The following is a 20,936-nucleotide window of genomic DNA, read 5'->3' on the forward strand; positions in this document are numbered from 1 at the left end:
GGCATCCCAGGCCGGTCCTGACGGCGCACACGGTAGAACGTGTTCCAGAAATTGGGAATGGCGAGGGACAGGGAAAGGGCCCCTGGTCGCCGACGGCCCATCGGCGAATTCCAGGGGCCCTTTCCGGTGAAATGCTCAGTGCGGGACGGGAGTTGCCTCGGTGACGCTGGTGGCTCGCACCGGTTTCGGAGCCAGCACGCGCTCCGCCAGCAGCCCGAAGAGCAGCCCGAAGGATGTCCACAGAGTGAGCTGGACGGCCAGGGCCGCCAGGCGGAACTGCCAGAGCAGGGTGGCCGAGAATCCCTTCGGGACTTCGTTGACGGACGGCAGGAACGCGTAGGCGAGCCCGACGACGAGGACGAAGAACGCCCCGGCGGCGAGCGTCGCGTTCCAGTTGCCCAGACGGGGTGCGAGGCGCTTGCCCAGGATCACGGTGGCGATCGCGAGCAGCACGCTGAGCAGCACCATCAGGAAGTACAGGGTGGTGCGCTTGCCGATGGTGCCGGGGTCGCCGACGGACGGCGGGTTGGCGGGGTACTTCAGGAAGGGCACGACGTACACGGCGATCAGGCCGGCGACCGCCAGGAGCAGCGCGCTCGCGCGCGGTCCGAAGCGGCCGATGCGGCCCAGGGCGAAGCAGTACGAGAGGGCGGCGATGCCGCCGAACGCGACGCCGTAGACGAGGACACCGGTGGCAAGGCCCGCGGTGGACTGCATCGTGCGGCTGACGACTTCCATGCCGTGCTCGTGCGAGTGCGCGTCTTCGTAGGCGATGGCCGCGTCGACGCGCGGTTCACCGAGGAAGTAGGCGACGACCAGGGCGAGCAGGCCCGCGGCGAGTCCCGCGAGCATGCCGCGCACCAGGAGGTTGCGGACGGTTGCGGAGTTCATGGGCTCGTACGTGCTTCCTGGCAGCCGTCAGTGGCAGGGGAAGCCGAGCAGATGGCGGGCGTCGTGCACCCACTCATGGACGTCGGATCCGCTCATCACGGAGGTGGCGCCCTGCTCGGCGCCGACGAAGTAGAGCAGGACCAGCATCAGGATGCCGAAAAAGACCGCCCAGGGGACGATCGCGCCGATCGGCAGCTTCGCCGGTACGACGGTGGGAGTGGTGGTCGGCTGAGCGACAGACTGCGCCATGGCAGGCCCTCCTGGGGAACTCGCGTCCCGTTTCGGTGGTGCACAGGACGACGGGGCGGGTCTGACTCACCCAGCCCGCACCGAGGGTGCGGGCCCGGCTTACAGTGGCGCGACCGTGCCGGCTTCTCACCGGCTTCCGCTGTGCCGTCGTCGATATCGATCGTCGATATCGTCCGTGAAGGTACCGCGAAGCCGAGGTGCGGCCAAGAGCGCGTAGGGGCGCGGTAAGCGCCCCAGGTGAGCCGTTTCCCCCGTCTGATCAAGGGACTTGGAGCAATATGCAGCCCGGGAACGAGCGCAGGACGAGCCGAGTGATCTTGATCTCACCTGCGCTCACGGCGGCCCTGCGGGAGGCGCGCTTCGACGACGGCTGCTCCCTGGACACCTCCGGGCTGCGGCAGGCGCAGGCGGCGGCCGACACGCTCCCGGTGCCGGACCGGGCCTTGTCCTCCCCCACCGTGCGCTGCCGGGAGACGGCCGCCGCGCTGGGCCTCGACGCAGTGTCCGTGCCCGAGTTGGCGGGACTGGACGCGGGCCGCTGGCGCGGGGCGACGCTGGCGGAGGTGGGCGAGCGGGAGCCGGATGCGCTGGTCCGCTGGCTGGCCGACCCGGACTCGGCACCGCACGGCGGGGAGTCGGTGCGGGCGGTGTGCGACCGGGTGGCCCAGTGGCTGGAGTCGGCGACGCGGTACATGGGCCGCACGGTGGCCGTGGTCGAGCCCGAGGTGGTGCGGGCCGCGGTGGTACGGGGCCTGGGCGCACCCGAGTCGGCGTTCTGGCGTACGGACGTGCCACCACTGACCGCTGTCGAACTCAGCGGCAGGGTGGGGCGGTGGAACGTACGGATCGGGCGACCGCTCGGCGGCGCGGATTGAGCGGCACGGATTGGGCAGCGCGGATCAAGCGGCGCGGATTGGACGGCGTTTCGGATTGGGCGGCGCGCCACGGCCCGCCCGCGTGCGTCAGTTCAGCGTGCCCAGGAAGTCCGTGCACGCCCGTGCGCACTCGCGGCAGGCCTTCGCGCCGTCCTCGGCGCCCGCCAGCCGGTCGAAGGCGTGCGCGCACTCCAGGCACACGGTGCGGCACCACTCCACCTGGATGCGGATGCCGGCCTCGTCCAGGCGGTTCTGCTCGGACAGCACACGGCAGGTCGCGTCGCACACCTCCGCGCACATGATGCCCTTGCGCCGTACGAGTTCCTGCTCCTCCGTCCCGTCCGGGTCCACGAGGCTCGCGCGCAGAGCACACGCCCGAGCGCACTCGGTACACGCCTGCGCGCACGCGAAGCGGTCCTCCAGGAACCGGAAGAGCTCCTGCTGGGATGTCGTCGTAGTCACACGGTTCGGGTAGCCGGTGCCCACCGCGTCAAACACGGCGTTCACCAGGGTTTGCACCGCCCTCCCGCCTCGGGGCCGGGGTGACCCGGGTTCACGCCGGAGGCCCCGGGTACTCGCGGGCCATGAACAGTGCATCGATGGTCTTCGCCGCCGGCAGCGCCGCCGCTCTGGGACTCATCGCGGCCGGTGTGGTGATCGTGGCCGTGCTGATCGGCGCCTTCGTGCTGGGCGCCCGGATCCGGCGCCGCGAGCCCGCTCCGCCGCGCCCGGACGAACAGCCCCGGCTCCCGGACGAGGGCCCGGTCCGCGAACTCCTGGAGAACCGCGAGCCGGCCGAGGTGCCGCGCGGTGACCGCCGGCTGACCCCGCACGAGCTGCCCGGCCACGGCAATTCACCGACCCGGTCGGCCCCGTCGAAGGAGCGGCCGCGCTGGAGTGGCGGGAGCAGCGGGTCGTACGGCAGCGGCGGGTCCGGCGGCCGTTGACGAACGGCGCCATGCGGGTCGCCGATGGTGCTGGGTCCCGCTTCGCCGAGCCGGACGACACGCTGTGCGCGAACGAGAATGGACCTGCACCGCCTGCGGCACCGTCCACGACCGGGACACCAACGCCGCGACCGGAATCCGTGCCGTAGCGGCACAGCAACCAGTCGAGAAGGCCAGAATCCCTCGCCCTTCAGGGCGAGGAGCATGTCATTGCACCGGACACGAGCAGATCGTCGCGGACGTGCGCGAACGAGACCCGCAGGGCGCCCGCGATGCCGTGCGCGCACACGTTCAGTGCTCTTCGCGCCCCAGGACGTAGAGGTGCGGAAGGTTGACGACGATCGCCTCCTGGGTGCTGCGGGCGATGACCACCACGGCTTCCTCGGCGGGATCCGGGTTCTCCTCGCGGTGCGGCACGAACGGAGGGACGAAGATGTAGTCGCCGGGAGAGGTGCGCAGCCGTACCTCTTCAGGGGTGCCGCCGGAGTCGTCGAGAAAGACGAACTCGGGGTGTCCGCTCAGCACGTGGATGGCGGTCTCGGAGTCGCCGTGGTGGTGGTTCGAGGACGAGGTCGACGGGGCGACGTGCGTCTGGCCCATCCACAGTTTCTCGGAGCCCACCGTCTTGCCGCTGACGGCGGCGAACCTGCGCATCCCGCCGGTCTGGGCGGTGTCACCGTCGAGTTCGTCGGCACGGATGTGGTGCAGCCGGGCACGGAGGGGCGTGGCCGGGTGGCCTGCACGGTCACCGAGATGAGGATGGAAACCTTCGCCGGGCGTGGTCAGCGGCTCGCTCATGCCTCGGACGCTAGAGCCGCCCGGAAAAGAAGGTCAAGGGGACACCCTGGCTCACGGCGGGATGAGCGAGGCGGCCTGCCTGGATGAGGCGCCGGTCGTCTGCTGCGGCAGACGCACGCAGTACCGACGCCTCCGACCGCGAGCGGTCCGGGCATCCCGCCCTGCGCACAGCCATGGCCCATCCGGCGCCGCCGCCTGGAACCCGCCCGGCACCTCCTGATCGCCTCCACACTCGCCATCCCGGCGATCGCCGCGACCGTCGGCACCCCGACCTCCAGGCGTTCAACAACACCTACCACCGAGAACCGGGCGCCTCACCACGAGCCGTCGGACACTCAGGGCGGCGATGAAGGCCTCGGCGGGAAGAACCCCTGGGCCACACCACCGAACACGGCCCGCCCCAGCGTGCGTACCGCCGCGAAGTCGACGGCGCCGTCCAGGAACTGTTCGCCGGGCGCTGGGATGTCGTCGCCGGCGCAGGCACGCCGTGAGTCAGGCGGCGGGGGAGGGTTCCGGCGTCGGTTCGGATTCTGCGGCAGTGCCTTCGGGGCGTCGGCGTTCGTGGTGCCAGGAGGCCGCCCAGGCGAGCACCGCGCCGCCCACCGCGTAGGCACCGAGCACCCACAGCGCCGACGTGATGGCATGGCCGGAGAAGTACACCGTGTTGCGGACCAGGGTGGTACCGGCGCCCGGCGGCAGGGCCTGTCCGATCGCGCTCCAGAACGACGGGAGCAGTGGCGCCGGGTAGACGCCGCCGGAGCTGGGGTTGCCCAGCACCACGAAGAGCAGGACGACCACACCGGTGCCCAGGAGACCCAGCAGGGTCTGCAGCGCGAGCGCGGTCGCCGCCGAGGCGAGGACGACCAGGGCGCCGATGCCGCTCAGGGCCCAGAAGTGACCGCCGAGCGCGTCGAACACCGGCCCCACGATGGCCGCTCCGGCGATCCCCGACACGGCCGCGTACACCACGAGGACGGCGAGACGGATCAGGGTGCGGTGCCGGTTGGCGGGCCGGGAACCCGCCGCCATACCCATGATCGTCGCGGTCAGGTAGCCGCCGATCACCCAGCCCAGCACGAGGTAGAAGGACGTCATACCGCGCCCGTCCCCGGCGTTCGGGGGCCGGATGTCGGTCACGGTGATCTGCCGCTTCTCCGCCGCCTCGATCTTCTGGGCGATCTGCGTGGCGGTCTGCGACACCGACGGCCCGCCCGCCGAGGCGACCAGGAGGGTGTCCTTGGTGCCCGCCGGGTCGAAGAGGAAGGCGGCGTCCGTCTTCCGTGCGAGGACCCACTGCCGGGCGGCCGCGGCGCTCGGTGCCGCCGTGGCCTCGACCGGGTCGCCGTCCAGGGCGTCGAGCTGGGCGACGATCTTCGCGGACGCCTGTTGCGGAGCGGCGACCGCCACCGGTATCCGGTGCGGCGTGGGTGAGTGGAAGGCCCCGACGTAGGACACGACGAAGGCGAGCTGGACGAGCAGGCCGCCGAGCACGAGCCCGAAGGCCCGGAACGTGACGGCGTCCTTGAACTCGGCTGCGAAACCGCGGGACGGCGGGGAAGGTGCGTTCACGCGCGCATGATCGCACAGGCAGATGAACCTGACGGTCGTCCCGGACCCGCAGCAGCTCACGGACGTAGCTGCTGGTCAGAAGATCGTCACGTCCGAACCACCCCCGTCGACCAGGATCGTCTGCCCGGTGACATGGCCCGCGTCCGCGGAGACGAGATAGGCGACCGTCCCGGCGACGTCCTCGGGCAGGCAGACCCGGCCGAACGGGGACGTCGCCTCCAGGTCGTCGATCGAGCCGCCGGCGGTCGCGGCCCTGCCCAGTCGTCGCCCCATCTCGGTGGCGAAACACCACTTCACCTACCGGCGGCATGGCGGCTTTGCTTGAGCCACGCCGATCGAGATGCGCGGCTCAGATCCGCAGGATTTCTCCCTGCGGATCGAAGCAAATGAGTCCATGCTCGCGAGCCAAGGCCGCCGCATACGCGGATACTTCCTCAGCCCTGCTGTAGGACATGAGCAGATAGACGATCGGGCCCGATGCCTCATCGATGACCGGCGGTGATGCCCAGGGACTGCCCTGGACATCGTCGGGGTACCGCTCGACGAGCGCCTCGACGTAGGCCCCGATACGAGGCGACGGCTCCATCACCACGTCATCCGAGTCCAGGTAGCGCTCGTAGAGCTCGTCGAAGGCCGCGCCCGCTTCGTCGTTGTCGCGCGGCGGCTCACCATCCCATACGACCAGGTCATAGCTCACGGCCGAATGATCGCAGGCACCGCCCCGGCTCGAGCCGGCACCCGTCGTTCGCCGCCACCAGGCTGCCGACGATCACAGGCGTGAACCCCGCGCCGACCCCCTGTGGGGCGTACATCGTGCACTGGGCCACGCTCCGTCCGAGCACGATGGCGAGGATCAGCAGACCGGGAGACTTCGAGTCGACCAGCTTCATCACCCCGGCGAGCATCACCGGGCGGCGGCCGATCCGGTCGGAGGGCGCGGAGTACGAGATCATGTAGCGGACCAGCAGCGAGTTCGCCATGAAAGATGCCAATACCGATGCAGCTGGCGAGCAGCAACGTACCTGGTTTGCGCAGGACTTCGGCGATCGGCATCCTGGCCGCCGTGCTGTCCCGCTTCGCCTCGGCGAACACGGGGCTCTCCGCGAGCCGCACTCTGACGAACATGCCGATCGCCGGCGTCACCACGCTGAACAGGAACGGCACGCGCCAGCCCCACGAGCGGAACTGGTCGTCGGGGAGTGTGCGACGAAGGTGACGACGAGCGTGGACAGCAGCGAACCCACCGGCGCGCCCATCTGCGTGAAGCTGGGCCACAGGCCGTGTCGCCGGTCACCGGCGTGCTCGACGACCATGAACGTCGCGCCCCCATTCACCACCGAGGGCGATGCCCTGCACGACGCTCAGTGCGACCACGACACGAATGCCGTGGCCCCTTGATGCTCCCGGGTTCCAGCCATCGTGGTCCCGTGTCCGCCGTCGGGTGATGTCCGGCCGCACGGCCGCGGCCGCCGGAACCCGGGAGGGTCAGTCGACGAACTGGTAGTCCGTGACGATCAGGCCCTGCTCGTTCAGGGTCATGAAGTCGAATCCGCGGGAGTCGGAGGCACCGTCCGCGACGCGGTACATCTCCCAGTTGAAGCGCACGGAGTCGTGATGGCCGTTCGCGTTGGGGACGACGCGGAAGGCGAACACCCCCGGCTTCACCCACTTCTCGTAGGCCGTCGTGATGCGCTCCTGGAGTTCATCGTGGCCGTGCACCTCCTGGGCGGGGGTGTAGTGCGCGGCGTCCGGGGCGAACAGTTCGGAGATGGCCTTGCGGCGCAACTCGGCGTCAGGCTCGTTCCACATCGCGATATAGCGGGCCGCGAAGTCGTTCAGGTCGGTCATGGTTCTTTCTTCCTTGCTTTCGTCAGTACTCGGGGATGGCCGACGCCGGTGTCGTCACTTGGGCACGGCGGCCGGGTTCTTGGGCAGTGCCTGCACGATCAGGGCGAGGAGGACAGTGATCGCCACGATGTAGCAGAGGCAGGCACGGAACGCGTCGGAGAAGTCCGCCGACACGGGGGCGTCGCCGAGCACGTTGTAGAAGACGAGGCCGATGAGGGCCACGCCGACGCCGTTGCCGACCTGTAGTCCGGTGGTCAGCACTCCCGAGGCGGAGCCGGCGTCGTGTGCCGGAACGCGGGCGAGCACGGTCGAGGCGAGCGGCGCGATGGCCAGCCCCATGCCTGCGCCGTCGAGGAACAGACCTGGGATGAGCCAGCCGATGTTGCCGTGGACTCCGATGGAGCCGACGGCCCAGATCTGCAGGGCCATACCGACGAGCCGGATGGCACAGCCCACAGCGATGGTCTGCGGCCCGAAACGGGCGGCGACCTTTCGGGCCGACATGGAGGTGATGATGTAGCCGATGCCCAGGGCGCCGAAGACCAGACCTGAGTCGAGTGGTTCCAGGAGCCTGCCCTTCTGCAGGTAGAGGGCGAGCACCAGGAAGTACGAAGCCATACCGGCGAAGAAGGTCAGCTGGGCGAACAGGCCTGCGGTGAAGGCGCGTTCCTTGAAGAGGGAGAGGTCGACGGACGGCGAGCGGCCGTTCGCGCGCAGCCGGTTCTGCTGCACGGCGAACGTGACGAACAGCGGAATCGAACCCACCAGCAGGATCCAGGCCCAGGCGGGCCAGCCCTGCTGCCGGCCCTCGATCAGCGGCAGGCAGACCGCGGTCAGCGCCACCGTCACCAGGACCATGCCGACCAGGTCCAGCTTCGGGCGTCCCGGCGCCTTGGACTCCGGCACGTAGGTGAGGGCCATCGCCGCGGCGACAAGGCCGATCGGCAGGTTGATGAGGAAGCAGGCGCGCCAGCCCATGCCGAAGAGGTCGAACTTGATGAGCAGGCCGCCGATGAGCTGGCCGAAGACCGCGGCGAAGCCGGAGATCGCGCCGTACCAGTTGATGGCCCGGGCGCGGGCGGGTCCCTCGTACACGGTGGAGAAGATGGCGAGGACCTGGGGTGCCATCAGGGCGGCCCCGGCGCCCTGCACCACGCGGAAGGCCAGCAGGGTGCCGGTGTTGGGGGCGAGGCCGCAGGCCGCGGAAGCCAGAGTGAAGGAGATCAACGCGATCACTAACAGCCTGCGACGGCCGAAGAGGTCGCCGAGCCGGCCGCCGGTGATCATGCCGACGCCGTACACCAGGGCGTAGCTCGCGACGATCAGCTGGATCTGTGCCTCGGTGGCGTGCAGGTCCGCCTGGATCGCGGGGATCGCCACGTTGACGATGAAGAAGTCCAGGCCGCTCAGGAAAACACCGACCAGGACGATGGGCAGGGTGAGCGGATGCGGTCCTGTCGAGGTCGACTCGGCTCGTGTTGATCCGCCCGGGGACGCGGCAGAGGTGGTGCAGGTGGTCATGGAGGGAAGCTCCTGATCAGGGCAGGCCAGAGCTACCGGTCCTGCCGACCTGGGTGTGCGGTGACCCAACCGTCCCGTCCAGAAGTGGGAAGCTCAATTACTTCCGAGGTAGGAGCGGCCCAACTACCATGCCTGACCAGGGAGAACGAGTTACGAGAAGTTTCCGGCACCCGGGGCGGAGACATAGGCGCGGACCGCGTCCGCGGTGATCTCGTCGGCGGGGAAGAACGACTCGATGATCAGCTCGGCCACGGTGATGTCACGCGGCGTACCGAAGGTGGCGAGGGTGCCGAAGAAGGACAGCACATGATCGCCGCGGCGCAGCTGGAACGGGATGCAGATGTCGCCCGCGACGGGCAAGTCGACGTCGGGCTCCTCCTGGTCGCAGCGGTACTCCAGGAGTTCCTCGTACAGCGGCCGCAGACGGGGGTCCGAGGCGGCACGCCGACGCAGTCGGCCCAGCAGTTTGGCTCGCCACACGCCGAGGTTGGCGACGCCAGGGGCCATTCCCTTGGGGTGCAGGACAAGTCGCAGCACGTTCATCGGGGGTTCGAGCAGTTCGGGGGCGCAGCCCTCGGTGAACAGCGCGAAGCCCCGGTTGGCCTCGACGAGGTTCCATTCACCGTCGACGACCAGCGCGGGGTTGGGGTCGTGGCCGCGCAACACCTGTCTGACGGCGTCCAGCACCGGACCCATGGCCGGGTCGGCGAGGGGTTTCTGCTCGTAGGCGGGGGCGTAACCGGCCGCCAGCAGCAGAGGGTTGCGGTCACGCATGGGGATGTCGAGTTGCTCGGCGAGGCGCAGGATCATGGCCCGGCTGGGATTGGCCCGCCCGGTCTCAAGGAAGCTGATGTGCCGGGCCGACACGTCCGCCTGGTTGGCGAGGTCCACCTGACTCAGGCGCCGACGTTCGCGCCACTCCCGCAGCAGTGAGCCCACCGATGACGGCGTACCTCGCTCGGACACGGCCATGCGTGTGCTCCACTCCCCGTCCCGCTCGCCGCCGTGGCGACGCCCCGGCGTTGTCACGGTAGACACTCAGCCGCCGTGCGACCACCGCGCGATCAATTTCCCGCCACTGGATGCCGTACCCGATCACCGTGTACGGCATCGCGTCAGGAGGACAAGTCCCTCGATGTGCCGGGCCCCGAGCCGGCAGGTCACAGAACCGGGCTTGACCGAAGTCCGCCCACGAGCTGCAGCCAATGACTGACGCACCATCAGAAAGGTCAGCAGAGGTCAGCAAGCGGCGGACGTCCACGCACCCCCGCCCCAGCCAAGCCCTTCGGCGCATCTCGGCAGGTCAACGCACCCTTCCTCGCGGCTTCAACGCCACCGGAGGCAGTTCAGGAGCCGGCAGCGGTGCCCCGTCGTACCCCTTCACCTCACCGAACCGCGACCCTGTCATCCAGTCCTCACGAGCCTGCACGATCTCTTCCTGGGACCGCCCGATCCAGTTCCAGAACATGATCAGCTCCTCATCGAACGGCTCACCGCCCAGCAGCATCAGCCCGGCGTCCGACGCGGCGCGCAGCGGGAGTTCGGTGCGGCCGCAGCCGAGGTAGAGCATCGAGCCCGGCAGGACCGGCACGCCGTCGACGTGGGCCTCGCCGGACATGGCGAGCACGGCGTACTCGAAGTCCGGCTCCAGCGGGAGGCGTACGTCCGCGCCCGCGGCGAGGGTCAGGTCGGCGCCGACGATCGGCGTGTATGTCGTGCCCGGCGAGGTCGCGCCGTCGAGGCTGCCGAGGATCAGCTTGGCCTTGAGACCGGGCGCGGTGACGCGCGGCAGCTCGGCGTGGTGTTCGAAGTGCGGTTCGGTGTGGCGGTGGCTGTCCGGGAGGGCGACCCACAGCTGGGCGCCGTGCAGGAAGCGGGCGTGCGGGCGGGGGCTCTCCTCGGAGTGGCTGATGGCCCGGCCCGAGGTCATGAGGCCCAGTTCGCGGGGGCGGATGGTCTGGAGGCTGCCGGTCGAGTCACGGTGCAGCACCTCGCCCTGGTGCAGCCAGCTCACGGTCTGCAGGCCCATGTGCGGGTGGGGTGGGACCTGCATGCCGGGTTCGTCGGCGATGTCGTCGGGGCCGTAGTGATCGACGAAGCACCAGGCGCCGACCATACGGCGGCCCAGGTTGGGCAGCAGTCGGCGGACCTCGGTGGACTCGCCGAGCTTGACGCGGCGAGGGCTGAGGAGTTCACGGACGGGCTCCGCCACCACGAAGCCGCGGCCACCGCACACGGCGGGAACCGGCTCGCGATCAAGATTGCTCATGGCGCCCAACCTAGCCCCGCGAAGCGGGTCCCGTCAGTCCGTCACTCGGGCTGTCCTGCCGACGCGTGAAAAATAGTAGCCATGTACATAGTATCCATGTACTGTATTCACCATGAGCAACGGTTCCGAGAAGGCGACACCCGGGTTCCTGGTGTGGCGTCTGTCGATGAAGTGGCGGGTGGCCGTCGACCGGGCCGTGGCCCCGCTCGGGCTGACCCACGCGCAGTACTCCCTGGTCGCCTCGCTGTACGGCATGCACCGCAGCGGTGAGCGGCCCAGCCAGCGTCGGCTCGCCGACCACGTGGGTCTGGAGCCGCTGTACGTCTCCAAGCTGGCCCGCGGCCTGGAGTCGGCCGGCCTGCTCGAACGCACCCGTGACCCCCGCGACCCCCGCGCCGTGCAGCTGGCCCTCACCGAGCAGGGGCGCGAGGTCACCGGGCGCGCGATCACGGTCGTACAGGGACTGCTGCGGCAGTTCATGGAGCCGCTCGGCGGTCTGGACAGCCCGCGCGGGCGGGAGTTCGTCCGCGATCTGACGGCGTTGCTCGACGCACCTCTTGATCCGTTCAGCGAGAACAGTGAGAACGAGAAGGAGCAGTCATGACCACCACCGCACCCCTCGCCAACGCCCGCGTCCTCGGCCTGGCCCACTATGCGGCCCGCGCCGTCCTGGAGAGCGTCCTGGCCCGGCACGGCGCCACCTTCCCGCAGAACATCACCCTCAGGCTCGTCGCCGTCGCCGAGGCGCCGGTCGAGCGCGAGGAGCTCGTCGCGCAGGTCGTCGGCTCGCTCAAGGTCGACGCGGCCGACGCACAGGAAGTCGTCGAGGAGCTGGTCGCCAAGGGGCTGCTCGCGGCCGAGGAGTCCCGGCTCCGGATCACCGACGCCGGCCGGGAGTTCTACGCCGAAGTCAGCGCCGAGAGCGCCGAGTTCTCCGCGCGGGTCTGGGGCGGCATCCCGGAGGAGGACCTTGCGGCCGCCGGCCGCGTGCTCACCCTGGTGACCGAGCGGGCCAACGCCGAACTGGCCGCGATGGCGGCCTGACAGCCCCTTCGCCACTGGGTTGGAATATGCAACGACCTTGTTCGGTTGAGCAGGCCGAAGGAGGTCAGCAGTGAACACGACGTACTACGACCACGGGACACCGGCGGAGCGCTGGGAGCGCGCGCGGATGTTCTTCGACGCCAAGGACTACGCCGCCGCGGCGCGGGTGCTGGGCGCGCTGGTCGAGGAGGTGCCGGAGCAGACCGGACCGCGGCTGCTGCTGGCCCGCTCCTACTACCACTCCGCCCAACTGCGGCGCGCCGAGGCCGAATTGCGCGTCCTCGTCGAGCGGGACCCGGTGGAGCACTACGCCCGGCTGATGCTCGGCCGCACGCTGGAGCGGCAGGGGCGGCAGGAGGAGGCCGCGTCGCATCTGCGGATCGCCTCGGCGCTGGCGGGCGACTTCGAGCAGGTCTGAGCGGGACCGTACGAAGCGGTTCCGACCGAGACCGTACGACACGACGGCCGGGCCCGGTTCCCGTGTGGAGCCGGGCCCGGCCGTACGCCGTGGGTCACTCCCCCGCGTCGCCGTCCCTGGCCCGCGTTCCGTCCAGCAGGGCGCGCAGCACCTGTTCGTCGCCGGGCGGGAGTGCGGTGACGAAGTGCGCGAGGACGGCCTCACGGTCGTCCTCGCCGTCGAGCAGGCGCCGCATCTTCAGGGCCGCGAGCCCGGCGACGTCCGCGGTCGGCGTCCACAGGAAGGAGCGGCCCTGGCGCCGGCGGGAGACCGCGTCCTTGGCGAGCAGACGGGTCAGGATGGTCACGACGGTGGTGTAGGCGAGGTCGTCCCCGAGCCGCTCCTGCACCCAGGCCGCGGTGGCCGGGCCGTGCGCCTCCCTCAGCGCACCGAGGACCTGGCCCTCCAGCTCACCCTGTCCGCGCCGGGGCCGCCGGTGTTCCCGCGCCATGTCCCGTCTCCCTCCGGCGTCGGCGTGTCGCCACACGCTACTTCACGGCCGGGTCACCTCCGTAGGTGCGCCGTCCGCGCCGGTGCGCGATCTCGCCGACGACGACGTCCGCGAGGATGAAGCCCGCGAGCGGGATGCCGAGCAGGGGGACGAAGTAGCCGAGTACGACGATGGCGGCGACGCACGGGACCAGGATCATCGGGGGCACCTGCTGCCAGGACCCGCGCGGGATGGGCCGGCCGAAGGACGAGCCGCGGCCGCGCTGCCACCACATGCGGTAGCCCCAGACGATCAGCAGGATCAGGGCGAGTGCGAGCGCCATCAGGGCAAGTTGGTTGACCAGGCCGAACAGGACGCCCGTGTGCAGGTCGATGCCCCAGCGGGTCAGCTTGGCCAGCAGCGGGTGGTCGTCGAATCGCAGCACGTCGGTGACCTGGCCACTGGTCGGGTCGACCGCGACCGAGTCCTGCTTCTCGGGCCAGCTGCGCCGGACCTGTTTGACGACATAGGCGGATTCCGCGTCGGCGGGCGGCACGATCTCCACGGGGTCGGTGAGGCCCTCGGCGCGCGCGGCCGCGAGCACCTTGTCGAGGCCGACGCCGTGTTCACCGGACCCGGCGGAGGCGGAGGCGCCGTGGCCGGCGTGCTCGCCGCCGACCGCCGCGGAGACGGACGGGGTGGCCTGGCCGAGCGAGGTGCGCAGTTCGTCGATGGTGGCGCCGGCGTACGTCGACCAGGTCAGTCCGGTCGCCGACAGGAAGAAGAACCCCGCGGCGGCCCACACGCCGACGGTGCCGTGCAGAGCGAGCGTGCGGCGCCGGCCGCTGGTGCCGCGGACCTTGCGCAGGGCGCGGCGGCGGGAGAACCACAGCACCAGTCCGCCGCCCGAGATCACCCACAGCCAGCTCGCGGCGAGCTCGCTGTAGAGGCGCCCGGTGTCTCCCAGGTGCAGGTCGCGGTGGAACTCGTCGATCCAGGTGCGCAGCGGCAGCGCGCCGGTCGAGCCGTACTGTTCGAGGGCGCCGCGCACCTTGCCGGTGTACGGGTCGACGAAGACCGCGAGGGAGTGGTCGGGGTCGACGCCCTTGACGCCGGACAGCAGCACCCTGGTTGTGGCGTCGGCCTCCGGAGAGGGCCGTACGGCGGACACGGTGCCCTCGGGGTGGGCCTTGCGGGCGGCGGCGACCTGCTGGGAGATCGGCAGCTTGCCGTCGCCGACCTCGGCCACGGTCATCTCATGGGCGTAGACGAGTTTCTCGGCCTGGAACGCTCCGGCGTACAGAAAGCCGGTGACGGCGGCGACGAGCAGGAACGGGGCGACGAACACGCCCGCGTAGAAGTGGAGACGCAGGACGAGGGGGCGCAGTGGGGCCCACCGGCCGGGGGACGGGGACGGGGCGGGCTCGGATCGGGGGGCCTCGTCTGTGGTGGTCGAGGGAGCGGTGGACATCGGCGGGCTTCTCCGGGGGACGGGACGATGAGGCTGTAGCGGTCCAGTAGTCGGAGGCGAACGGCCCCGAGTTCCCGAAGCGTCAAGTGGTCTACGTCACACACCGATCGGCCAGTTACCGGGTGCCATGGCATCCTGGCCCGATGGCAACTCCCCGTGATCACGCGCCCCTTGCCGAGCAGGTCGAGCAACTCCTCGCCGGCGACGGCCCGCTGCCCATCGTCACGGCCGGTGACCCGGTGCTGCGGCGCGGCACCGAGCGCTTCGACGGACAGCTGGACCCCGCCCTGCTGGCCCGCTTCGTCGAGGCCCTGCGTCTGACCATGCACGCGGCCCCGGGCGTGGGCGTCGCGGCCCCGCAGGTCGGGGTACCGCTGCGGATCGCGGTGATCGAGGACCCGGCGCCGGTGCCGGAGGAGGTCCGGCTCGTCCGGGGCCGGGTACCGCAGCCGTTCCGGGTGCTGGTCAACCCGTCGTACGAGCCCGTCGGCCCCGAGCGGGCCGCCTTCTTCGAGGGCTGCCTGAGCGTGCCGGGCTGGCAGGCGGTCGTGGCACGGCACGCCCAGGTGCGGCTGACGGGCGAGGACGAGCACGGGCGTCCGGTGGACGAACTGTTCAGCGGCTGGCCGGCGCGGATCGTCCAGCACGAGACGGACCATCTCGACGGGACGCTCTACCTCGACCGGGCCGAACTGCGCTCGCTCTCCTCGAACCAGGCGATGGCGGAGCGGTGGGCGCAGCCGGCACCGGACCGGGCCGCGAAGGCGCTCGGCTTCGAGCTGCCGTAGAGACTGGAGCTGCCGTGGAGACGAAGTCCCTTGCCGCGCCGGTCAGTTGTCCCGGTAGGCCTCCAGCAGTCGCAGCCACACCTCGCTGATCGTCGGGAACGACGGGACCGCGTGCCAGAGGCGGCTGATCGGGACCTGGCCGGCGACCGCGATCGTGGCCGAGTGGATGAGTTCGCCGACGCCGGGGCCGACGAAGGTCACGCCGCGCAGGATCTCCGCTTCGAGGTCGACGACCATGCGGGCGCGGCCTTTGTAGCCGTCGGCGTACAGGCCCGCGCCGGACGCGGAGGTCATGTCGACGTCCACGGCCCGTACCCGGTGTCCGGCATGTTCCGCCTCCGCGAGGGAGAGGCCGACGGCGGCCGCCTCGGGGTCGGTGAAGACGACCTGGGGGACGGCGTGGTGGTCGGCGGTGGCGGCGTGGGCGCCCCACGGGTCCGACTCCAGGATCGGTACGCCGGAGGCACGGGCGGCGATGGCGGCGCCGGCGATGCGGGCCTGGTACTTGCCCTGGTGGGTGAGGAGGGCGCGGTGGTTGACGTCGCCGACCGCGTAGAGCCAGTCGCTGCCGGTCACACGGAGGCTGTCGTCGACCGGCAGCCAGCTGCCCGGTTCGCGGCCGATCGTGTCGAGGCCGATGTCGGCCGTGCGGGGCTTGCGTCCGGTGGCGAAGAGGATCTCGTCGGCCTCGATGCGGTCGCCGGCGTCGGTCACCACCACGACCGTGCCGTTCTCGCGGGTGACCGACTCGACCGACGTGCCGGTACGGACGTCCGCGCCGGCCTCGGTGAGGGCCTCGGCGACCAGTTCTCCGGCGAAGGGTTCCATGCGGTTGAGCAGGCCCTTGCCGCGGACCAGGAGGGTGACCTGCGCCCCGAGCGCCTGCCAGGCGGTGGCCATCTCGGTGGCGACCACTCCCCCGCCGACCACCACGAGCCGGCCGGGCACCTCCTGCGCGCTCGTCGCGTTTCTGCTGGTCCACGGCTTGATCTCGGCCAGGTTCGGCAGATCGGGCAGGACGGCGTCGGTGCCGGTGCAGACGGCGACGGCGTGCCGGGCGGTGAGCACCTTCCGGGTGCCGTCCGAGCCGGTGACGGTCACCGTGCGCGGGCCGGTCAGGCGGCCGTGGCCGCGGTGGAGGTCGGCGCCGATGCCGTCGAGCCACTGGGCCGCGCCGTCGTCGTGCCAGTCGGAGGTGTAGTAGTTGCGGTGGGCGAGGACCGCCTCGGCGTCCAGCGGGCCCTGCACCGACTGGCGCAGGCCGGGTACGCGGCGGGCGTCGGCGCGGGCGATGACCGGGCGCAGCAGGGCTTTGCTGGGGATGCAGGCCCAGTACGAGCACTCGCCGCCGACCAGTTCGCTCTCCACGACCGCGGTGGACAGGCCGGCCGCACGGGTGCGGTCGGCGACGTTCTCCCCCACGGGCCCGGCCCCGAGCACCACGACGTCGTACGCGATGGTTTCCGTTTCCGTCATGGGGTCAGTCTGGTGGGTGGTGTGGCCTCAGGCCACACGGGTAGGGGCGCGGAATACGCGACCGGCCGGCCGCGTTTGTGCCGACGGCTTCGCCCCGACAGCAGGAAGAGGGAATTCAGGTCATGAGCAGCACCGTGGAGCTCACCAAGGAGAACTTCGACCAGACGGTCACGGACAACGACTTCGTCCTGATCGACTTCTGGGCGTCCTGGTGCGGGCCCTGCCGTCAGTTCGCGCCGGTCTACGAGAAGGCGGCCGAGGAGAACCCGGACCTGGTGTTCGGCAAGATCGACACCGAGGCGCAGCCGGAGCTGGCCGCGGCCTTCGGTATCCAGTCGATCCCGACGCTGATGATCGTCCGCGACCAGGTCGCGGTGTTCGCACAGCCGGGCGCGCTGCCCGAGTCCGCCCTCACGGACGTCATCGGACAGGCGCGCAAGCTGGACATGGACGAGGTGCGCAAGGCCGTCGCCGAGCAGCAGTCGCAGGCCGAGCAGAACGGCCAGTGACGTCTTCCGGATTACGGCCGGTGGCTCCCTCCAGAAGCCGGTGACTCCTCCTAGAAGGGGTATGGCGCCACGTCTCCGCGCACCGTCGTCCAGCGCACGTCGGTGAAGGCCTCCACGTTGGCCTCACCGCCGAAGCGGGCGCCGGTGCCGGACGCGGCGATGCCGCCGAAGGGCGCCACGGCCTCGTCGTTCACCGTCTGGTCGTTGATGTGGACGATGCCGGTCGGGATGCGCTCGGCGAGGTCGAGACCGCGGGCCGTGTCCCGGGTGACGATGCCCAGGGAGAGGCCGTACTCGCCCGCCGCCGCGAGGGCCGCCGCCTCGTCGGCGGTGGCGAAGGACCGTACCGGCGCGACCGGGCCGAAGACCTCCTCGGCGTAGGCCGGGGTCTGGTCGTCGACGCCCGCGAGGACCGTCGGCCGGTAGAAGAGCCGGTCGTGGGTGCCGCCCGCGGCCAGCTTGGCGCCCCGGGAGGTGCTGGCGTCGACCAGCCCGCGCACCTTGGTGAGCTGGGCGTCGTCGATGATCGGGCCGAGGTGGACCTGCTCGCGGTGCGGGTCGCCCACGGCGAGCGAGTCGGCCTTCGCCGCCAGCCGCTCGACGTACTCCTCGTACAGGGACTGGTGGACGAGGTGGCGGCCGGTCGTCATGCAGATCTGGCCCTGGTGGAAGAACGAGCCCCAGGCGGCCGTGGAGATCACCGCGTCGATGTCGGCGTCCTCGAGGACGACCAGGGCCGAGTTGCCGCCGAGCTCCAGGTGGACGCGCTTGAGATGGCGTCCGGCGGCCTCGCCGACCGCGCGGCCGGCCGCGGTGGAGCCGGTGAAGGAGATGACCGGCACCTGCGGGTCGGCGACCAGGGCCTGACCGACGTCCGGACCGCCCGGCAGCACATGCAGCAGCCCCTCCGGCAGACCCGCCTCCGCGAAGACCGCGGCGAGGGACAGCCCGCCGCACACCGCCGTGCGCGGATCCGGCTTGAGGACGACCGCGTTGCCGAGCGCGAGGGCCGGGGCGACCGAGCGGATGGAGAGAATCAGCGGGGCGTTGAACGGCGAGATCACGCCGACCACACCGACCGGGACGCGCCGGGTGTACGACAGCCTCGGCGCCTCGCTGGGCAGGATCTGTCCGGCGGGGCGGGAGGCGATCGCGGCGGCCTCGTAGCACTCCTGGGCGGCGACGTGCAGTTCGAAGTCGGCCTTGCCGGGGATGGAGCCGGACTCGCGGACGATCCAGTCGCGCAGCTCGTCGGCGTGCGCGGCGAACAGGTCGCCGGCCTTGCGCAGGACGCCCGCGCGCACGAAGTGCGGGACGCGCGCCCACTCGGCCTGGGCGGCGCGGGCGGCCTCGGCGGCCGGGGCCACGTCCTCGGCGGAGGCGAGGGTGACGGTGGCGAGGGTGTCCCCGGTGGCGGGCTCTGTGACGGCGTACTCCGGCCCCGACAAGGGGTGGGACTGCCAGGTTTTCGGGTCGAGCAACGGCATGACGGCTCTCCGTTTCGTCACCGGCGGGACTCAGGCCATGAGCGGAAGTCCCGAGTAGTTGGCGGCCAGTTCGGCCGCTGCGTGGCGGGATGCGGTGATGCGACGCAGCCGTGCGAGCTGCAGCCGGTTCTCGAACACATCCCCATCTGGTTGAGCGTGCAACATCTTAGTCATGTCGTACGAGAAGCGCGTGGCCTGCCACACACGCGCGAGGCACACCTCCGAATAACTGTCGAGGAGCTGCTCGGATCCGCTGCGGTGCAGCTCGGCGAAGGCACGGGCGAGGACGCGGACGTCGGAGACGGCGAGGTTGAGGCCCTTGGCGCCGGTGGGCGGCACGATGTGGGCGGCGTCGCCGGCGAGCAGGAGGCGGCCGTGGCGCATCGGCTCGTGGACGTAACTGCGCATCGGCGTCACGGCTTTGGCCGTGATGGGGCCGCGGTGCAGGGTCCAGTCGGCGTCGATGGCGAAGCGGGCGGCGAGTTCGTCCCAGATGCGGTCGTCGGGCCAGTCGTCGGGGTCGGTGTCGTTGGAGACCTGGAGGTACAGGCGGGAGACATGCGCCGAGCGCATGCTGTGCAGGGCGAAGCCGTTCTCCCCGCGCGCGTAGATGAGCTCCTCGCAGGAGGGGGCGACGTCGGCGAGGATGCCGAGCCAGGAGTACGGGTAGTCGTGCGCGTGCGGGCGGCTGACGGCGGCCGGGAGCGTGTCGCGGGAGATGCCGTGGAAGCCGTCGCAGCCGACCACCCAGTCGCAGTCGAGGGTCTGTTCATGGCCCTCGTGCAGGAACCGTACGACGGGGGACTCGCTCTCCGCCTTCTCGATCGCGAGCGCCTCCGCCTCGAACAACAGCGGTGGTCCGCCGGCCAGTTGGAGCGCGACGAGGTCCTTCACGATCTCGGTCTGGGCGTAGATGGTGACGGTGCGGCCGCCGGTGAGGGTCGGGAAGTCGATGTGGTGGCGTTCGCGGTCGAAGCGCAGCTCGATGCCCTGGTGGACGAGCCCCTCGGCGTTCAGCCGCTCGGCGGCGTCCGCCTCGCGCAGCGCGTCGACCGTGCCCTGCTCCAGCATTCCGGCGCGCTGGCGCTGCTCGACGTACTCCCGTGTCCGCGCCTCCAGGACGACGCAGTCGATGCCGGCGCGGTGCAGCAGCCGGGCCAGAAGCAGTCCGGCGGGGCCGCCGCCGATGATGCCGACCTTGGTGCGCATGCCCGCCTCCCGGGGGTTCAGCTGGAGTCGCGGTGGACCATCGTGGCTCCGAGCACCTTGTGCGTCTCGGGCGCGGCGCCGGGGTTGCGGACCGCGCGGTCGACCAGTTCGGCGAGGTCACGGCCGGACGGCAGCCTGATGTGGACCGTGCTCAGCCGGGGCCTCAGCAGCCGGCCGAGCATGAGGTCGTCGGCGCCGATGACGGCCGTGTCCTCCGGGATGCGCACGCCTTCGTCCTGCAGGGCGCGCATCAACAACATCGCGTACTCGTCGTTGTACGCGAACACGGAGTCCAGGTCGAGGTCACGCCAACGGGCGGCCAGGCGGGCCGCGGACTCCTCCTCGTAGGCGAGGGGGAGCTCGGTGACGGTTGCGCCGGTGCCGTCCACGGCGCTGCGCACGCCTTCCAGGCGGGACAGGGAGAAGGACTCCAGGCCGTCCTCCTCGGGGACCACCACGCCGATACGGCGCCGACCGCGGTCGTGGAGGTGGCTGCCGGCGCAGTGGCCGACGGCCTGGTGGTCCATGAGCAGGGCGTGGGCGCCGTCGACGGAATCGGGGCCGAGGGTGACCACGGCCCGGGCGCCGGAGCGCTTGAGCACCGTCACGCCCTGGGGGCCGAGGGCTCCGGCGCCGGGCACCAGGACGGCGACCGGGCGCAGTTCGGCCCAGGCGCGGGCGGCCTCGTCGCCGTGCACGCCGACGCTGCCGTACTGGACGACGGTGTAGTCGAGGCGGCCGAGCTCCCACTGGAGTTCGCTGATGAACCGGCTGTAGAGCGGGCCCACCGGGAAGGTCGGCGCGGGCATCAGGACCATGCGGCTGTGTCCGGCGCGCAGGCTGCGGGCGGCGGCGTGCGGCACGTACCCGAGTTCCTTGGCGGCCTCGTGGACCCGGCGGCGCGTGGGCTCGCTGATCCGTACGGCGCTGGTGTTGTTGAGGACGTAGGAGACGGTCGCGCGCGAGACTCCGGCCAGACGGGCCACATCGGCGCTCGTGGGCACCGGGCGCGGTGCCGGAGACGAGGGCACGGGTGTTTTCGGTATCTGCACCATGACGTACGGCATCTTTGCAGAAGCTGTGGCCGAGGCCACATCC

At 71.0% G+C, this 20,936-nt stretch carries 25 protein-coding genes, 1 pseudogene and 1 riboswitch; of the genes and pseudogenes, 8 read left to right on the plus strand and 18 right to left on the minus strand.

The window, feature by feature from the left end; all coding sequences use genetic code 11:
- Positions 1-135 precede the first annotated feature (135 nt).
- Both ACWC09_RS07435 and ACWC09_RS07440 read right to left on the minus strand, forming a co-directional pair.
- Positions 136-891: a CbtA family protein gene (locus ACWC09_RS07435; protein ID WP_450849444.1), complete on the minus strand. Its 756-nt coding sequence runs from the start codon at positions 889-891 to the stop codon at positions 136-138.
- 27 nt (positions 892-918) lie between these two features.
- The gene (locus tag ACWC09_RS07440; RefSeq protein ID WP_450849446.1) at positions 919-1,140 is read right to left on the minus strand and encodes a CbtB domain-containing protein; all 222 of its coding nucleotides are present in this window, start codon (positions 1,138-1,140) and stop codon (positions 919-921) included.
- A 35-nt stretch (positions 1,141-1,175) separates the two neighbouring features.
- A riboswitch (cobalamin riboswitch) is annotated at positions 1,176-1,333 on the minus strand.
- A gap of 85 nt (positions 1,334-1,418) precedes the next feature.
- Between ACWC09_RS07440 and ACWC09_RS07445 the strand changes: the two genes are divergently transcribed.
- Positions 1,419-2,015, plus strand: a complete 597-nt coding sequence (locus ACWC09_RS07445; protein ID WP_450849448.1) for a histidine phosphatase family protein — start codon at positions 1,419-1,421, stop codon at positions 2,013-2,015.
- Positions 2,016-2,102: 87 nt separating this feature from the next.
- On the opposite strand, the gene ACWC09_RS07450 is transcribed toward ACWC09_RS07445, so the two are convergent.
- The gene (locus ACWC09_RS07450; protein WP_450849450.1) at positions 2,103-2,477 is read right to left on the minus strand and encodes a ferredoxin; all 375 of its coding nucleotides are present in this window, start codon (positions 2,475-2,477) and stop codon (positions 2,103-2,105) included.
- A 122-nt stretch (positions 2,478-2,599) separates the two neighbouring features.
- Between ACWC09_RS07450 and ACWC09_RS07455 the strand changes: the two genes are divergently transcribed.
- Complete coding sequence (locus ACWC09_RS07455) at positions 2,600-2,962, plus strand: DUF6479 family protein (protein WP_450849452.1); 363 nt, start codon at positions 2,600-2,602, stop codon at positions 2,960-2,962.
- Between the two features lie 64 nt (positions 2,963-3,026).
- A complete protein-coding gene (locus tag ACWC09_RS07460) occupies positions 3,027-3,281 on the plus strand; it encodes a zinc ribbon domain-containing protein (RefSeq protein ID WP_450849454.1) in 255 nt (84 codons plus the stop codon).
- Here ACWC09_RS07460 and ACWC09_RS07465 read toward each other — a convergent pair.
- The 9 genes and pseudogenes from ACWC09_RS07465 to ACWC09_RS07505 form a co-directional block, all read right to left on the minus strand.
- Positions 3,254-3,760: a cupin domain-containing protein gene (locus ACWC09_RS07465; protein WP_450849456.1), complete on the minus strand. Its 507-nt coding sequence runs from the start codon at positions 3,758-3,760 to the stop codon at positions 3,254-3,256. The genes ACWC09_RS07460 and ACWC09_RS07465 overlap by 28 nt on opposite strands.
- 492 nt (positions 3,761-4,252) lie before the next feature.
- On the minus strand, positions 4,253-5,329 hold the full coding sequence (locus ACWC09_RS07470) for a DUF3533 domain-containing protein (RefSeq protein WP_450849458.1): 1,077 nt from the start codon (positions 5,327-5,329) through the stop codon (positions 4,253-4,255).
- A 75-nt stretch (positions 5,330-5,404) separates the two neighbouring features.
- Positions 5,405-5,602: an SDR family oxidoreductase gene (locus tag ACWC09_RS07475; RefSeq protein WP_450849460.1), complete on the minus strand. Its 198-nt coding sequence runs from the start codon at positions 5,600-5,602 to the stop codon at positions 5,405-5,407.
- Between the two features lie 76 nt (positions 5,603-5,678).
- The gene (locus ACWC09_RS07480; RefSeq protein WP_450849462.1) at positions 5,679-6,026 is read right to left on the minus strand and encodes a hypothetical protein; all 348 of its coding nucleotides are present in this window, start codon (positions 6,024-6,026) and stop codon (positions 5,679-5,681) included.
- A gap of 40 nt (positions 6,027-6,066) precedes the next feature.
- Positions 6,067-6,706 (minus strand): annotated as a pseudogene (locus tag ACWC09_RS07485) (MFS transporter); the annotation flags it as partial.
- Positions 6,707-6,814: 108 nt separating this feature from the next.
- Positions 6,815-7,177 carry a nuclear transport factor 2 family protein gene (locus ACWC09_RS07490; RefSeq protein ID WP_450849464.1) on the minus strand — a complete coding sequence of 121 codons (363 nt, stop codon included), beginning with the start codon at positions 7,175-7,177 and terminating at the stop codon, positions 6,815-6,817.
- Positions 7,178-7,231: 54 nt separating this feature from the next.
- Positions 7,232-8,698, minus strand: coding sequence for an MFS transporter (locus tag ACWC09_RS07495; protein ID WP_450849465.1), 1,467 nt, complete (start codon positions 8,696-8,698; stop codon positions 7,232-7,234).
- A gap of 150 nt (positions 8,699-8,848) precedes the next feature.
- Entirely contained in the window at positions 8,849-9,670 is an 822-nt protein-coding gene (locus ACWC09_RS07500; RefSeq protein ID WP_450849467.1) for a helix-turn-helix domain-containing protein, read from the minus strand.
- Positions 9,671-10,001: 331 nt separating this feature from the next.
- Positions 10,002-10,967: a pirin family protein gene (locus tag ACWC09_RS07505; protein WP_450849469.1), complete on the minus strand. Its 966-nt coding sequence runs from the start codon at positions 10,965-10,967 to the stop codon at positions 10,002-10,004.
- A gap of 112 nt (positions 10,968-11,079) precedes the next feature.
- Between ACWC09_RS07505 and ACWC09_RS07510 the strand changes: the two genes are divergently transcribed.
- The 3 genes from ACWC09_RS07510 to ACWC09_RS07520 all read left to right on the plus strand — a co-directional run bounded on the left by ACWC09_RS07510 (position 11,080) and on the right by ACWC09_RS07520 (position 12,429).
- Positions 11,080-11,571: a MarR family winged helix-turn-helix transcriptional regulator gene (locus tag ACWC09_RS07510; protein WP_450849471.1), complete on the plus strand. Its 492-nt coding sequence runs from the start codon at positions 11,080-11,082 to the stop codon at positions 11,569-11,571.
- Positions 11,568-12,011 carry a MarR family winged helix-turn-helix transcriptional regulator gene (locus ACWC09_RS07515; RefSeq protein WP_450849473.1) on the plus strand — a complete coding sequence of 148 codons (444 nt, stop codon included), beginning with the start codon at positions 11,568-11,570 and terminating at the stop codon, positions 12,009-12,011. The genes ACWC09_RS07510 and ACWC09_RS07515 overlap by 4 nt, the downstream gene beginning before the upstream one ends.
- Before the next feature lie 70 nt (positions 12,012-12,081).
- Positions 12,082-12,429: a tetratricopeptide repeat protein gene (locus ACWC09_RS07520; RefSeq protein ID WP_450849474.1), complete on the plus strand. Its 348-nt coding sequence runs from the start codon at positions 12,082-12,084 to the stop codon at positions 12,427-12,429.
- Between the two features lie 94 nt (positions 12,430-12,523).
- On the opposite strand, the gene ACWC09_RS07525 is transcribed toward ACWC09_RS07520, so the two are convergent.
- Together ACWC09_RS07525 and ACWC09_RS07530 are read right to left on the minus strand one after the other, a co-directional pair.
- Entirely contained in the window at positions 12,524-12,919 is a 396-nt protein-coding gene (locus ACWC09_RS07525; RefSeq protein ID WP_450849476.1) for a BlaI/MecI/CopY family transcriptional regulator, read from the minus strand.
- Positions 12,920-12,956: 37 nt separating this feature from the next.
- Positions 12,957-14,369, minus strand: coding sequence for a PepSY-associated TM helix domain-containing protein (locus tag ACWC09_RS07530; protein ID WP_450849478.1), 1,413 nt, complete (start codon positions 14,367-14,369; stop codon positions 12,957-12,959).
- A 143-nt stretch (positions 14,370-14,512) separates the two neighbouring features.
- Between ACWC09_RS07530 and ACWC09_RS07535 the strand changes: the two genes are divergently transcribed.
- Positions 14,513-15,157: a peptide deformylase gene (locus tag ACWC09_RS07535; protein WP_450849480.1), complete on the plus strand. Its 645-nt coding sequence runs from the start codon at positions 14,513-14,515 to the stop codon at positions 15,155-15,157.
- A 42-nt stretch (positions 15,158-15,199) separates the two neighbouring features.
- On the opposite strand, the gene ACWC09_RS07540 is transcribed toward ACWC09_RS07535, so the two are convergent.
- Positions 15,200-16,633, minus strand: coding sequence for a dihydrolipoyl dehydrogenase family protein (locus ACWC09_RS07540; protein WP_450849482.1), 1,434 nt, complete (start codon positions 16,631-16,633; stop codon positions 15,200-15,202).
- Positions 16,634-16,755: 122 nt separating this feature from the next.
- Here ACWC09_RS07540 and trxA point away from each other — a divergent pair, with 122 nt between their 5' ends.
- Positions 16,756-17,142 carry a thioredoxin gene (gene trxA, locus ACWC09_RS07545; protein ID WP_450849484.1) on the plus strand — a complete coding sequence of 129 codons (387 nt, stop codon included), beginning with the start codon at positions 16,756-16,758 and terminating at the stop codon, positions 17,140-17,142.
- Positions 17,143-17,192: 50 nt separating this feature from the next.
- On the opposite strand, the gene ACWC09_RS07550 is transcribed toward trxA, so the two are convergent.
- Genes ACWC09_RS07550 through ACWC09_RS07560 form a run of 3 tightly spaced genes read right to left on the minus strand, consistent with a single transcriptional unit; the run spans position 17,193 to position 20,905 of the window.
- Complete coding sequence (locus ACWC09_RS07550; RefSeq protein ID WP_450849486.1) at positions 17,193-18,629, minus strand: aldehyde dehydrogenase family protein; 1,437 nt, start codon at positions 18,627-18,629, stop codon at positions 17,193-17,195.
- A 30-nt stretch (positions 18,630-18,659) separates the two neighbouring features.
- Entirely contained in the window at positions 18,660-19,838 is a 1,179-nt protein-coding gene (locus ACWC09_RS07555) for a 4-hydroxybenzoate 3-monooxygenase (RefSeq protein WP_450849488.1), read from the minus strand.
- A gap of 17 nt (positions 19,839-19,855) precedes the next feature.
- Complete coding sequence (locus tag ACWC09_RS07560; RefSeq protein WP_450849490.1) at positions 19,856-20,905, minus strand: LacI family DNA-binding transcriptional regulator; 1,050 nt, start codon at positions 20,903-20,905, stop codon at positions 19,856-19,858.
- Between the last annotated feature and the right edge of the window lie 31 nt (positions 20,906-20,936).

It is taken from the genome of Streptomyces sp. NPDC001617 (assembly GCF_053596855.1).